Source organism: Nosocomiicoccus massiliensis (assembly GCF_000438455.1).
Classification (GTDB): Bacteria; Bacillota; Bacilli; order Staphylococcales; family Salinicoccaceae; genus Nosocomiicoccus; species Nosocomiicoccus massiliensis.
Genome location: NZ_CAVG010000124.1, coordinates 1 through 13,923 on the forward strand (window position 1 = coordinate 1; position 13,923 = coordinate 13,923).

Annotated in this window: 14 protein-coding genes; 4 read left to right on the forward strand and 10 right to left on the reverse strand. The window is 37.0% G+C overall.

Features of this window, described 5'->3' with window-relative positions:
* The first annotated feature begins 340 nt into the window (after positions 1-340).
* On the forward strand, positions 341-895 hold the full coding sequence (gene def / locus TJ68_RS06110) for a peptide deformylase (protein ID WP_040929281.1): 555 nt from the start codon (positions 341-343) through the stop codon (positions 893-895).
* Here def and TJ68_RS06115 read toward each other — a convergent pair.
* Positions 892-1,158 (reverse strand): hypothetical protein, encoded by a 267-nt coding sequence (locus TJ68_RS06115; protein WP_040929282.1) that lies wholly within the window; start codon positions 1,156-1,158, stop codon positions 892-894. The two genes, def and TJ68_RS06115, sit on opposite strands and share 4 nt — an antisense overlap.
* A 248-nt stretch (positions 1,159-1,406) precedes the next feature.
* Between TJ68_RS06115 and TJ68_RS06120 the strand changes: the two genes are divergently transcribed.
* Both TJ68_RS06120 and rnjA read left to right on the forward strand, forming a co-directional pair.
* The gene (locus TJ68_RS06120) at positions 1,407-1,622 is read left to right on the forward strand and encodes an RNA polymerase epsilon subunit (RefSeq protein WP_040929283.1); all 216 of its coding nucleotides are present in this window, start codon (positions 1,407-1,409) and stop codon (positions 1,620-1,622) included.
* The gene (rnjA, locus tag TJ68_RS06125) at positions 1,622-3,307 is read left to right on the forward strand and encodes a ribonuclease J1 (protein WP_040929284.1); all 1,686 of its coding nucleotides are present in this window, start codon (positions 1,622-1,624) and stop codon (positions 3,305-3,307) included. The genes TJ68_RS06120 and rnjA overlap by 1 nt, the downstream gene beginning before the upstream one ends.
* A 41-nt stretch (positions 3,308-3,348) precedes the next feature.
* Here the strand turns inward: rnjA and TJ68_RS06130 are convergent, their stop codons facing one another.
* The 9 genes from TJ68_RS06130 to purD all read right to left on the reverse strand — a co-directional run bounded on the left by TJ68_RS06130 (position 3,349) and on the right by purD (position 12,480).
* On the reverse strand, positions 3,349-4,011 hold the full coding sequence (locus TJ68_RS06130; RefSeq protein WP_040929285.1) for a potassium channel family protein: 663 nt from the start codon (positions 4,009-4,011) through the stop codon (positions 3,349-3,351).
* A 3-nt stretch (positions 4,012-4,014) separates the two neighbouring features.
* A complete protein-coding gene (locus TJ68_RS06135) occupies positions 4,015-5,028 on the reverse strand; it encodes a cytochrome d ubiquinol oxidase subunit II (protein ID WP_040929286.1) in 1,014 nt (337 codons plus the stop codon).
* Entirely contained in the window at positions 5,028-6,392 is a 1,365-nt protein-coding gene (locus TJ68_RS06140; RefSeq protein ID WP_040929287.1) for a cytochrome ubiquinol oxidase subunit I, read from the reverse strand. The genes TJ68_RS06135 and TJ68_RS06140 overlap by 1 nt, the downstream gene beginning before the upstream one ends.
* 108 nt (positions 6,393-6,500) lie before the next feature.
* Positions 6,501-8,189: a phosphoenolpyruvate--protein phosphotransferase gene (gene ptsP / locus TJ68_RS06145; RefSeq protein WP_040929288.1), complete on the reverse strand. Its 1,689-nt coding sequence runs from the start codon at positions 8,187-8,189 to the stop codon at positions 6,501-6,503.
* Positions 8,182-8,454 carry a phosphocarrier protein HPr gene (locus tag TJ68_RS06150; RefSeq protein WP_040929289.1) on the reverse strand — a complete coding sequence of 91 codons (273 nt, stop codon included), beginning with the start codon at positions 8,452-8,454 and terminating at the stop codon, positions 8,182-8,184. The genes ptsP and TJ68_RS06150 overlap by 8 nt, the downstream gene beginning before the upstream one ends.
* A gap of 89 nt (positions 8,455-8,543) precedes the next feature.
* Positions 8,544-8,981, reverse strand: a complete 438-nt coding sequence (locus tag TJ68_RS06155; protein ID WP_040929290.1) for a hypothetical protein — start codon at positions 8,979-8,981, stop codon at positions 8,544-8,546.
* 15 nt (positions 8,982-8,996) lie between these two features.
* A complete protein-coding gene (hutG, locus tag TJ68_RS06160; RefSeq protein ID WP_040929291.1) occupies positions 8,997-9,881 on the reverse strand; it encodes a formimidoylglutamase in 885 nt (294 codons plus the stop codon).
* Entirely contained in the window at positions 9,874-11,121 is a 1,248-nt protein-coding gene (gene auxA / locus TJ68_RS06165; RefSeq protein WP_052327355.1) for a lipoteichoic acid stability factor AuxA, read from the reverse strand. The genes hutG and auxA overlap by 8 nt, the downstream gene beginning before the upstream one ends.
* A gap of 63 nt (positions 11,122-11,184) precedes the next feature.
* Positions 11,185-12,480, reverse strand: a complete 1,296-nt coding sequence (purD, locus tag TJ68_RS06170; RefSeq protein ID WP_040929292.1) for a phosphoribosylamine--glycine ligase — start codon at positions 12,478-12,480, stop codon at positions 11,185-11,187.
* Between the two features lie 154 nt (positions 12,481-12,634).
* Here purD and folD point away from each other — a divergent pair, with 154 nt between their 5' ends.
* On the forward strand, positions 12,635-13,486 hold the full coding sequence (gene folD, locus TJ68_RS06175; RefSeq protein ID WP_040929293.1) for a bifunctional methylenetetrahydrofolate dehydrogenase/methenyltetrahydrofolate cyclohydrolase FolD: 852 nt from the start codon (positions 12,635-12,637) through the stop codon (positions 13,484-13,486).
* Positions 13,487-13,923: the final 437 nt, after the last annotated feature.

Genomic DNA, 13,923 nt, shown 5'->3' on the forward strand with positions numbered 1-13,923 from the left:
ACTAATTCATCATCAGAGAGTTCTGGCATATCGTTTTTATTTACGACTTTACCTTCCTCATCTAAAATTTGAAAAAGTTCAAATGACGCCTCAATATCTTGTAATTGAGCAACCGGATCGAATCCTTTTTTCTTCGGTGCCATACTTCTTCACCATACCTTTCATAAAAATGCTTACAGTAATAATAACATAAAGTATTCACGCATTTAAAAGATATCGACTTTTAAACGGTACTTCTGTTTCATTATATAGTATTTTGGACGTATCAGTAACTCTTTTTGTCATACTTCTATAATATAATGTATAATTAAAAAATGAATTTTAGCTTAGGAGAGATTTTATGCTTACAATGGATGATATTGTTAGAGATGGACATCCAATATTAAGAACAAAAGTAAAAGAAGTCACTGAAATTGACGAGGAGACAAAACGTCAATTACGTGAAATGCGTGAGTATTTAGTAATGTCACAAGATGAAAAAACCGCTCAAAAATATAATTTAAGAGCAGGCGTTGGACTTGCAGCACCACAAGTGAATATCGATAAACGTATGATCGCGATTTACATTACAGACGAAATGAACGAACCAGTGTATGATTATATGCTCATTAACCCGAAATTAGTGAGTCATTCTGTACAAGAAACATACCTTCCTGGCGGCGAAGGATGCTTAAGTGTCGATGAAGACATCGACGGCATCGTCCACCGCTATAAACGTTTTAGAGTATCTGCGTTAGATATCGACGGCAATAAAATTGAAATTAAAGCAAAAGGATTACTCGCGATCGTCCTTCAGCACGAAATGGACCACTTAAACGGCGTGATGTTCTATGACCATATCGATCAAGAAAATCCAAACGAGCCACATGACGGTGCGGTACCATTTGAAGATTAAATAAAATCGTCGTTTCTAGTGACGTAACGGATTCCTTTATCGTTTAAAATGTCGATGAGTTGTTCGTACGTCTCTTCGTTTAAAATAAGAGGATCTGCCTCATGTGGTATAAAGTGATGTTCGTACGTATTAGAAGCCACATAATCATAAATTAAATTCATAATATACATGTCACTTCTTACGTTAAATTCAATGAATTCGACGCGTTTATCTTCACGCGACATTTCACGGCGAATCGTATCGTAAATTTGTAAAGCATCCATTGCCTTACCCCCTTTATTATTATTATAAAGTCTTTGCAACACATTCGTCTATGAGGTAGAATAAACTTAAGTATAAAGGTACGAATTGTGTTTATGAAAATGAGCACAAATTGACATGTTCAATAACATCTAAAAGCCGAAATGGCAGTTGGCAACTTAGTATAAAAGGATATCTATCCGGTTGAAGATGTGCTTTCATGAACGAGCACATCTTATTTTTTATAAAACATTTAAGGAGTTTATTTGAAATGGAAATCTTTAAAGTATTTTATCAAAATCATAAAACGCAACGTATTATTCGTGAAGAAACAAAATCAATGTACGTTGAAGCAGAAAATTTAGAACAAGTAAGAAAGTATTTCGGTGACAAAGAAGTCACGTTAGAGCATATTGAAGCGTTAACTCCCGATCATTTAACATACGAAAAAGAACATAACGAAGACTTTGAGGTTACGAAACTATAATGACTCAAACATCCAAAGTAAATGTGTTCGCCCTAGGTGGACTTGGGGAGATCGGGAAAAACACTTACTGTGTGGAATACAAAGACGAAATTATTATTATTGACGCGGGGATTAAATTCCCAAGTGACGATGAACTTGGCGTTGACTACGTCATACCGGATTATACGTATTTAAAAGAAAACGAACATAAAATTAAAGCACTCGTCGTCACACATGGTCACGAAGACCATATCGGTGGAATTCCATTTTTATTAAAAGAAATTTCAGTGCCTATATACTCTGGCCCGCTTGCACTTGGGCTTATTCAAAACAAACTAGAAGAACATAAGTTAATGCACCGTACGTCGTTAAATCCGATTACGGAATCTGACGTTTTAGAGTTTGAACATATGTCAGTAGAATTCTACTTAACGACGCACTCAATACCTGAAGCATACGGTGTCGTTGTAAGAACGCCGGAAGGTAACATCGTTCATACGGGTGACTTTAAATTTGACTTTACACCTGTTGGAGAACCAGCAAACATTACAAAGATGGCTAACTTAGGTGAAGAAGGCGTGCTTTTACTTCTTTCAGACTCAACGAACGCAACTGTACCGAATTTTACGATGAGTGAAAAAGAAGTCGGTCAAAACGTTGAAGATATTTTTAGACAATGTTCTGGTCGTATCATATTTGCAACATTTGCATCTAACATTTATAGAGTTCAACAAGCGATTGATGCTGCTGTAAAATTCAACAGAAAAATTGTCGTTTTCGGTAGAAGTATGGAAAACAACATTAAAATCGGACAAGAACTCGGCTACATTAAAGCACCAGTCGACACTTTCATCGAAGCAAAAGAAATAAACCGTTATGAAAAACACCAAATTATGATCCTTTGTACAGGATCTCAAGGTGAACCGATGGCGGCATTATCTCGTATCGCAAACGGTACACATAGACAAATTTCAATCATTCCAGATGATACAGTCGTATTTAGTAGTTCACCGATTCCTGGTAACACGATGAGTGTCAACAAAACAATTAACGCGCTGTATAAAGCAGGCGCGGACGTGATTCACGGACCGTTATCAAACATTCATACGTCTGGTCACGGTTCTCAAGAAGAACAAAAGTTAATGCTTAGACTCATTCGTCCAGAGTACTTTATGCCAATTCACGGTGAATACCGCATGCAAAAAATCCATAAAGAACTTGGGATCGACACAGGTGTCGATAAAGATAAAATCTTCTTAATGGAAAATGGAGATGTCTTATCTATCGATAGAAACGGTGCAGAAGTTTCAGGTAAAGTACCAGCTGGAACAATATTTGTAGACGGTATCGGAATTGGAGATATCGGAAATATTGTTCTCCGTGACCGTAAAGAACTGTCAGAAGAAGGACTAGCAGTCGTCGTCGTATCTATCGACTTTAAAACACAGACACTACTTTCAGGTCCAGACATTATTTCTCGCGGATTTGTGTATATGAGAGAATCATTTAGACTCATACGTAGTGCAGAAAGACGTCTAAAAGAATCTATCGAAGAGTTACTTCAAGAAGACAACGTCGAATGGTTTAATGTCAAACAACTCATCATTCAAGACTTATCGAATTACCTATACAAAAAAACACATCGTAAACCGATGATCTTACCGATGATCATGAGAGTAAATGACGAGACGTTAGAAGATAAATAAAAACGTGAAAATACCCGTTACATAATTGTAACGGGTATTTTTTAGTTGTCCCCCATCACGATTTCAAAGTGTGAGAGTTCTTCATCGCTTGCAATTAATATTAAAATATCGTCTTCAAGAATTGGTGTATGCGAATCTGGTGACACGATAATGTGCTCATGTCGTTTAATGGCTAAGACGGATACTCCAAATTTATTTCTAAAGTCTAACTCATCTAGCGTACGATTTGTAAAAGCTTCAACTGCTTTAAATTCTACGATTGAATGGTTGTCTGAAATTTCGAGTATATCGAGCGTATGTGTCGATACGAGTCGGTGTGCAAGTAATCGCCCGATATCTCTTTCAGGGTGAATCACAGCATCTGCACCGATTTTTTCTAACACTCTACCGTGATAATCATTTTGAGCTTTAACCGTCACTTTTTCGCATCCGAGGTCTTTTAATATAAGCGTCGTTAAAATACTGCCTTGAATACTCTCACCAATCGCAACGATGACATGGTCAAAGTTAGTAATACCGACACTTTTTAGGACGTTTTCATCCATCGTATTACCGATCACCGCTTCAGTGACGAGATCCTTATATTCGTTAATAACCGCTTCATCTTTGTCAATCGCAAGAACGTTCACATTTAACTTTTGTAATTCTTTAACGATACTCGAACCGAATCTTCCGAGTCCGATTACCGCAAATTCTTTTTTCATAACTTACTCCTTACCTTGTACGTAATCTTTGTCGAATAAGAATAATCTCATTAATATTATAAGACTTGGAATAAGTAATAGTAAACCTAAAACGAACACAATGACGAGTGCGATGGCCATCGAGTCGTTAACGACCGCATCGAGTTTTATAAACGGATATAAAATATATGGTAATTTACTAATTCCATAACCGAAAAATGCGAACGCAAACTGTAACATCACCATAATAAACGCAATACCGTAATTTTTCTTTTTATAAACTAAGTACACAGCAATTGCCATAAATACGATACTACATAAGAAGAAGTACCAGTAATTTTGTGTGGCATTGTCAAAGTGTTCTCTATTCGTTGCGCGAAGCTCTAGGAACACAAATTGAGAAATGACTAGCATTGGAATTGTCCATGTTAAGAACCATGTACGCGTTAAATGCACGGCTTGCTTTGCTTTTGCACGATTCGAATAGAAGAGTAAAAATCCACTCGAAATATATAACACAGAAATGACTGCTAAAAATACGACGGACCACGTATATCCGCTAAAAAATAGTTCGACATAGTCTAAATCAAGTCCTGCAGCAGTTTCTTCTATAAAACCACCTTCAGATATGACCAGTGCGACTGAAAGCGACGCTGGGATAAATAACCCCGTCACGCCGTATAAAAACGTCCAAACCATATTCGTGCCTTTAGAATATTGGTTAAATGCATAATAACTTCCGCGAATCGCTAACATAATTAACGATATAGAGGCTGGAATGAGTAACACCGTACCTAAATAGTATGCCGTATCTGGGAAAAATCCGACGATCCCAACGAAGAAGAATACGAAGAATACGTTCGTTACTTCCCATACAGGATTTAAATAACGATTAATAATCGGCGTAATAATATTATCTTGATTCGTTAATTTTGCATAAAAGTTATAAAACCCTGCACCAAAGTCAATCGATGCAATGACGACGTATCCGTATAAAAACGTCCAAAGAACTGTAATACCGAGTGTTGCGAAATCCATTAGAATCGACCTCCAGTCTCATCTAAACTTTCAGTACCATAATATTGAATTTGACTTTCTTTTGCTGATTTATCTTTAAACATACGCGTTAATACGAGAATAGTCGTCGTTACTAATACGAAGTATAAAATACCGAATAAGATTAACGTTAACCCTAAACCACTCGCTTCAGTAATCGCTTCACTGACGCGCATATATCCTCGAACCATCCATGGCTGACGACCAAGTTCTGCTGTAAACCAACCCGCTTCAATTGCTAAAAATGATAATGGACCGGTTAAGACATATATATACAACATCAATTTACTGTGGACTAAGTTCGGCTTCAGCCATTTTAAAATAAAGTATAAAAGACTCGCTCCAAGCCCAAACATTCCAAAGAATACCATGACGTCAAAGAAATAGTGAATGACAAGCGGTGGCCATTCATCTTTAGGGATATCGTTTAACCCTGTCACTTCAGTACTCGGCTTCCAGTCCGATAAAATACTTAACGCGCTTGGAATTCTGAGTGCACCTTTAACTTCTTGGTTTTCTTCATCGAGTACACCAAATAAAATTAAATCCGCATTACTTTCTGTTTCAAAGTGCCACTCCATTGCAGCGAGTTTTTCTGGTTGATGATTGTGTAAATACTTTGCAGATAAATCACCAGCGAGTACTGTGAGTCCTGCCATAATTAAACCGATCACCATCATCACTTTTAAGCCTTTTTTGTGATACTCACGATCTTCATCGAATTTAGATTTTAATAAGTTAAACGCTGCGATCGTCACCATAATAAACGCCGCTGTCATGTACGCTGTAACGAGTACGTGGAACACTCTTTCTGGCATCGACGGGTTAAACATCGCTTTTAATGGATCGACATTTTGTAACACACCGTCAACTATTTTAAAGCCTGCTGGAGAGTTCATAAAGCTATTTACCATCGTAATAAACACCGCGGAAATTCCTGCACCAAGTACGACTGGAATTGTTAAATACCAGTGGTGCCAGCGATTTTTAAATCGATCCCACGTATATAAGTAAATACCTAAAAATATCGCTTCAAAGAAAAACGCAAATGTTTCCATGAATAGTGGTAACGCAATGATATGACCGGCAAGTTGCATAAACTGTGGCCATATTAATGATAATTGAAGACCGATAATTGTCCCGGTAACTACACCCACGGCAACAGTGACTGTATATCCCATCGCAATTCTGCGTGCCATCGTTAAGTAGTGATAATCATTCTTTTTAATGCCTAGAAATTCCAGTATCATAATGAGTAACGGAATCCCTACTCCTACTGTCGCATACAGAATATGTACACCTAACGTTAAACCAGTCAATATTCGACCAATTAAAACATCTTCCATGCTTTTCCTCCTCTATTATTAACGCTTCTTATGTTTAGTATAGTACACATGTTCAGACTTTCACAAAAGATTCATAATTAAAATTTAAAAACCTAAATACGAATGTATTTAGGTTGATTTATCGAGTTTGCGTGCGATAGACAGTAATTCTTCTTCTGTTTCAATTTGCCCGAGTAAAGGACGCAGTCTTTGTAGCTGTTTAATTTTTAATTGTGAAATTCGAGTTTTCACTTCTACCATTTTATTTGGATCGATACTAATATGACGAATACCGAGTCCAAGTAATATCGGTAAAGCTTCTAAATTTTGACCGAGCACACCGCATATTGATACGGGGATATCGTATTTTTTCCCACTCATAACGACGTTACGAATGACTTTAAAAATACTCGGATGCATCGATTGAGCGAGTAAATCAAAGTTCGGACTCGTACGATCAAACGCAAGTAAAAACTGTGTTAAATCGTTCGTTCCAATACTTAAAAAATCTGCATGTTTAGCGAAACTATCGACGTGAATCGCTGCAGCTGGTGTTTCAATCATCGCACCGAGATCGATTTTGTCTGTCATTCGTAAATGAATTTTTTCTTCATTTAAGATGTTTTTAATCCATAAAAACTCTTCGACGGACGTGACCATCGGCACCATAATTTTAACCGTACCAAATCGACTCGCACGAATGATCGCACGGATTTGTTGGCGAAGTGTACGTTCATGTAGCTTTAAAAATCTTACACCACGTGTACCGAGTGCTGGGTTGACCTCATCGAGTAACTCTTCTGGATGATAAGGTAAAAACTTATCTCCCCCGATGTCGAGTAATCGAAACGTCACGTCATGTAGTGCTTTTACGACGGATTCATATACTCTATTTTCATCTGTCTCTTTTGGAAAATCATCGTGACTCATATACATAAATTCTGTACGCATTAAACCTGCGCCTTCAGCTTTATATTGAATGGCTTCTTCAACGGATGACTGAACAGAAACGTTAGCTGATATACGGATTTTTACGTGATCTTTTGAATACGTCTCTTTCGTCAGTTCGATTTGTTCATTCTTTTCTTTCATAAGAAAAATTGCTTCTAATTCTTCTTTTGTCGGAGAGAAATTAACGACACTGTCCGCGCTGTTTAAAATCGCATAATGGTTATCCTCAGCGTAACTTAAAACGTCACCGACGTTAAATAACGCAGGGATCCCTTTTGACATTAAGAGTAAGCCTGTGTGAGAATGTTTTGCTCCGGATTCTAACACGACGCCTTTAATGTACTTTTTATCTAAACTTGCCGTAATAGACGGTGGCAATTCTTTTGCAACGATAATCGTATCAGAATTCAGTTGTGAAAAGTCGACACGTGGCGTATCTAACAGATTTGCAATAATACGTTCTGTTAAGTCGATAACGTCATTACGACGTGCACGTAAATACGCATCTTCAATTGCGTTAAACGATTCCGTCAGTGCTTCTTTTACAAAGTTAACCGCGTATTCTGCCGTCTTCCCTTTGTTAATCACATCTCGAATATCATCGATAAAGTACGGATCTTCAAGCATCATAATTTGTGCTTCTAATATCGCTTCGTCACCTAAAGAAATAGAGAACTCCCTATTATCTTGAATAACACGAAGTTCTCTTTTAGATGTCTCTATTGCGATATCGAGTCTTTGATGCTCTCTCCAAATAGAAGCAGCGTCTACTGCGTTCTTGTTAATATCAAAGTTGACGTCTCTTACGACGACAACTTTTCCACTAACGATACCTGGTTCAACTGTAATACCTGTGAGTTTACTCATCACCTATCAGACCTTCATGAACTAATGTGTTTTGAATTGCTTCAAGCGCTTCTGTTTCATCATCACCGTCTGCGTGAATCGTAATTTCAGCACCTTTACCAACACCAAGTGACATGACGCCCATGATAGACTTTAAGTTTACTTTTTTACTGTTATATTCTAAGTCAATGTCTGCTTTAAACTTCGTTGCTGTTTGCACAAGTTTTGTCGCAGGTCTCGCATGAATACCTGTTTCATCGACAATAGAAAAAGTCTTTTGTTGCATAATCTCTCTCCTTTACAAGTCGTTTAAACATCTGAATTAAACTAATTGTACACGATTTCATAAAAAAATTCATCCGAGACTTTAAAATTTTATTTTTTTAATTGTTGTACGACAAAATCGATATGGTTGTCACCGAGTTTTTTCATTAAGAAGTAGCTCACTGCACCGTTCACACTATGCGTTACGATTTTTGAAACTGCAAGTGACGGTTTATTATTCTTTTTAGAGATTACTTTTAAAATTGCTTTTGTAGAAAACTTAGATACGACGTCACCGACTCCACTTGAAAACATAATCATAATACGTGTTTTTATTGAGTCTGCATTATTTTCGATTTCTTCTTTCGTCACGCCGAATACTTCGTTAATTTCATCTTCAATTTCTGTCATATATTTAACGTCTGTTCCTAAATCGAGTAAAGGGACAGGTAAAGCTGCTGCAATTCCAGATTTAATTGCTTTCTTTTTAACGAGTTCACGTGCAATTTCTATTTTTTCATTTAATGATTGTTCACTAAATTCGTACATGTAATTTCCTCCATGTTATTTATTCTTCTCTGTGAGTAATGTTAACACAATGAATGCAGCTAAACTTGAAGTACGCTCATTGATATCAAGTGGTGGCGATACTTCTGAAACGTCGAATGAGGTTAAATTATTTAACGTTCCGAACTGTTTCACTGTCGAAACGACTTCTTCAGCGGTAAATCCGTTTGGTGACGGCGCACTCGTTCCAGGTGCCACTCCTTCTTGAATGCTGTCCATACATAGCGTCATAAAGACGTGATCATAGTTTTCGAGTTCACTCTTAATTGTGTCAAGTAGTGATTCGTTTTTTCGTATTTCGTCAATCGTCCAGTATTTCACACCGAACTTCTCAGCAGTTTCAAACAATGTTAATGTGTTCCCAAGTTGTTGTATTCCGATGACGTAATAATCGATATCGTCGTCTTCAGAAAGCATTTCATAAAACATCGTGCCGGAACTTTTACGTTCTTGTCTAAGATCAAAGTGGGCATCTAAATTTAGAACGGCGATTTTTTTATCCTTAAACGCGTCCCTTACGCCTAAGTAATGCCCGTAAACTGTTTCGTGACCGCCACCTAAAATGACAGTGAAGTTATCGCTTTGAAGTAGTTTTGATACAACTTGCCCAAGTTGTTGTTGAGACGCTTCTAAGTCTTCAGTACCTTCAATACTACCTATGTCATAAACGTCATTCGTGTACGCCATCGACGACATTCTTTCACGTATTTTCTTCGGTGCTTCTTTCGCACCGACTCTTCCTTTATTTCGTTTCACACCTTCGTCAGACATAAATCCGACGATAACGTCTGTCTCAGTTTCATTCGTATACGGCTGAACGACTTGGTGAAAACGCTCTTTACGATCTGAATCGATGCGTCCTGTATATTCGTGTTTAATCATTTCTTTCACCTCTAAACGTTTTAAATATACTCATTAAAAGAAGTGGTGTTGTTAGTAACACGAGAGAGATATTCAAGGGTAATATAAAAATACTTAACTCGACATCTCTAAATAGCGTAATAAATAGACTCGTCGTTACTTTTAGCCATAAAGCGACGATAATAATCATTTGTCTGTTGTATGCTTTATCTTTTAACGTGTTAAGCACTGTAAATAAAATGTACAGTACCGCAAGCATAAACGTTAACGCTAAGTTAAACCACTCGTACATATATTTCACATTTGAAATTTTAAATAACCCTTCAAAGACGACGCTGTTACGGTTATTAAATTCTAAAAAGATAACGATTAAAGTCAAGAATCCAAAGACGAGTTCAAAGTAATTCACTTTAAGCCAGCGGATCGGCTGGATTTCAAAAAAGTTATAAAAAGCGTTAATTGCTTTGTCACGCACACGGTACACGGCATGCATAAACGTAAAGTATTTGTTGACGTCTACGTTTAACTTAATTTTACGTCTCGCGTGAACGCGTGACATTTCTCGTTCTTCATCTTTAACTGGTCGTTTTAAAATGTTTTCTGATTTAGATAAAAAGACACCAACCGATAGCGTGAGTAGTGCGAGTATCCACGTCATCGTGTAGTACATGTTAATCGATAAAACGTCTGTTGGACGAAGTCCAGAGTCGATATTAGAGTACACGCTATTTTGTGTGACAAAATATGCCACGCTATAAAAGAATAGAATGACTAAATATTGTGCTTTACGATATGTTTTATCGAAATACTCATTAAAGACGTTATAAATCATATGTACACTAAACGCGAGTAAAAATAAAATACTGCTCCATCCGTATACGTGTGACATTAAAAATGTCGACCATAAAAACATGACAAACGTTAAGCTAAAAAAGAATACGATAAAACGACGGTCGTAAGCTGTCGTTCTATTCATTACTTTCGCAAACTTAAACATGAGTAATCCGAGTCCGACGAGGACAACGCCTGACAGTAACGTAATCAGTATAGAATGCTGAAACACAATACCTAAAATATTTTTAAGCTCTATAAAAAATATATTGATAAAATCAAATACGTTTTTAATCTTTTCCCCGGAAATATCTTGTGGGTTTGTAATACTTTTAAAGTTAATTAATATAAACAATCCTTGTATAAGAAAAAATACGCCGAGTAGCGTACAAGCGATCGTCTCTTTGTGGTCATTAAATCGTTTATACATGACTTCACCTCTTTAAATATTATACAGAAAAGAGACGTGTAAATCATCAAATTAAAAGACGAGCTACTGCTCGCCTTTCTCTTTACTGCTATTTAATGCACGGTGACCGATATCTTCTCGGTAGTAAAAATCTCCGTCATTGTATTTGATTTGTTTCATGTGTTTATATACTTTGTTTAACGCTTCTTCGATTGTATTACCGTGGTTACAAACCATAAGGACGCGTCCTTTACTTGATATATAACTGCCATCTTCTTTTTGAGATAGCCCACTAATATACATATGCTCTTTTAAAGATTGAGGGAAATCTAACTCGAGTCCGACGTTTTCTTTATAAGGATAGTCTTTTGTCGCAAGTACAGCACCTGCCATAAAGCCTTTTTTCCACTTCATTTCAAAAGATTCTTTACGTTTTAACTTTTCGAGCATACTTAAAAAGTCGTTTTCTAACATACTCATTAACACTTGTGCTTCCGGGTCACCAAAACGCGCGTTATACTCTAACACTTTTACGCCGTCTTTTGTATGCATCGCTCCTAAAAATAGGACGCCGAAGTATTTCATCCCCTCTTTAACCATCGCGTCAACTGTAGGTTTTACAAGTGTATCAATCGCTTCTTGGCGTACTGAATCGTCAAGGTGTGTGATCGGAGCATATGCTCCCATACCGTCTGTATTCGGGCCGACTCCACGCTTATACGCAGATTTATGGTCTTGAGCGATAATTTCAAACGGATGAAACACATCTTCATTGACGAGTACCATTAACGAAAACTCTTCTCCTTCTAAATATTCTTCGATAATAATTGGCTCGATTTTAGGTGTGTCTTCTCCTTTAAATTGAGCGATATAATCGAGTGCTTCATACGCTTCATCTTGTGACTGTGCAACGACAACTTTCGTGTTGTCACCGAGTCCATTATGTTTAATAACGATTGGATATTCTGATTCTGTTAAATAGTTTTTCGCTTCGTTGTAGTTTGTAAATATTTTATAATCCGCAGTTGGGATATTGTATTTATTAAGTAATTGCTTCGTAAATATTTTTGACGTTTCTATTTGAGCTTCATGTTTACGTGGACCAAAAACAGTCAGACCATATTCATCAATTAAAAAGTCTGCTAACCCTTTTTCAAGAGGTTCTGGTGGTCCGATAATGACCCAGTCGATTTGTCTTTCGATACAAATACCTGCAATCGCATCAAAGTCATTTGGGTCTACTCTATACATCACTTCACAAATATCATTCATGCCAGCATTACCAGGTATCGCAATGATATTATCTGCAGCTTTCGAGTCCGCTAACATTTTAACGATCGCATGTTCTCTTCCACCGCTACCTATAACTGCTACATTCATTTTACATTCTCCTAAGTTACCTATTGTACTTCCATTATACAAAAAACGCTTTCAGTTTGAAAATATTATCACGTTTTTAATCCACCTTTGTTTAGTAGAATTTTTTGAAAAAATTTGTAATAATAACAGTAACACGAATATAGGGGGATATTTCATGACAGCAGAATTATTAGACGGTCGCGAAATCGCGAAAGATTACCGTGCAGGTTTACAAGAACAAGTTGAAGCATTAAAAGAAAAAGGAATTACACCAAACTTAACAGTCGTTATCGTTGGTAACGATGGTGCTTCATTATCATATGTAAAATCTAAAAATAAAGCCGCAGAAAAAATCGGTATGTCGTCAGGTATTATTCACTTAGAAGAAGACGCAACAGAAGAAGAAGTATTAGATACAGTACGTCGCTTAAATGAAGACGATAACGTACACGGAATTTTAGTTCAAGTACCACTTCCAAAACAAGTAGATGAAAACAAAGTCCTTGAAGCAATCGCTCCAGAAAAAGACGTTGATGGATTTAGTCCAGTAAACATCGGACGTATGTACACAGAACAAGAAACATTCATTCCATGTACACCACTTGGAATTATGGAATTATTAAAACATACTGGATCACTCGAAGGAAAAGAAGTTGCGGTCATTGGACGCTCACATATCGTCGGGCAACCAGTTTCTAAATTATTAACAAACGAAAACGCAACAGTGACACTGATGCACTCACGCACAAAAAACATGGTCGAAAAATTAAAAGACTATGACGTTGTAGTGTCAGCAGTTGGAAAGCCAGGACTCGTTCACGGAAAAGACCTTAAAGAAGGCGCAATCGTAATCGACGTCGGGAACACAGTCGTCGACGGAAAACTCGTCGGAGACGTCGACTTTGAATCTGCAAAAGAAGTCGCAAGCTACATCACACCAGTACCCGGCGGTGTTGGCCCACTTACAATCACAATGGTATTAAACAACGCACTCATCGCAGCAAAACGCTTAAACAATGTAGAATAAAAAATGTCCAGCAATGTGCTGGACTTTTTTTATGGAAGTGACCCCACTATTCATGTGACGCCACTGTGTGTCGCGTCAGGGGGTTGTTTTTCTTTTGGTGATAGTGAGATAGCGGTCGTGTTTGGTGCGTTTTTACTCTTAAAAGGTGATTGGTGTTTTTATTCGGATTTTATTTAACAAAAATTTTATGATTTTGTTAGATATCCCGATTTATTTAACATATTTCGCCTCGACGCTACTGTTTTTGTTAATTATAATTTTTTATCTAACAAATTCCGGTGCTGCGATCCGGTTTTTGTTAATTATCTTGATATATTTAACAGATTAGCAGTTTTTTGTAAATAAGGGAGGCTCTGAAGGATCTTTATCCTCTTAAAAGATAAAAATACTCTTTCTGCCCATTTTATTTAACAAAAATATCACGATTCTGTTAGTTA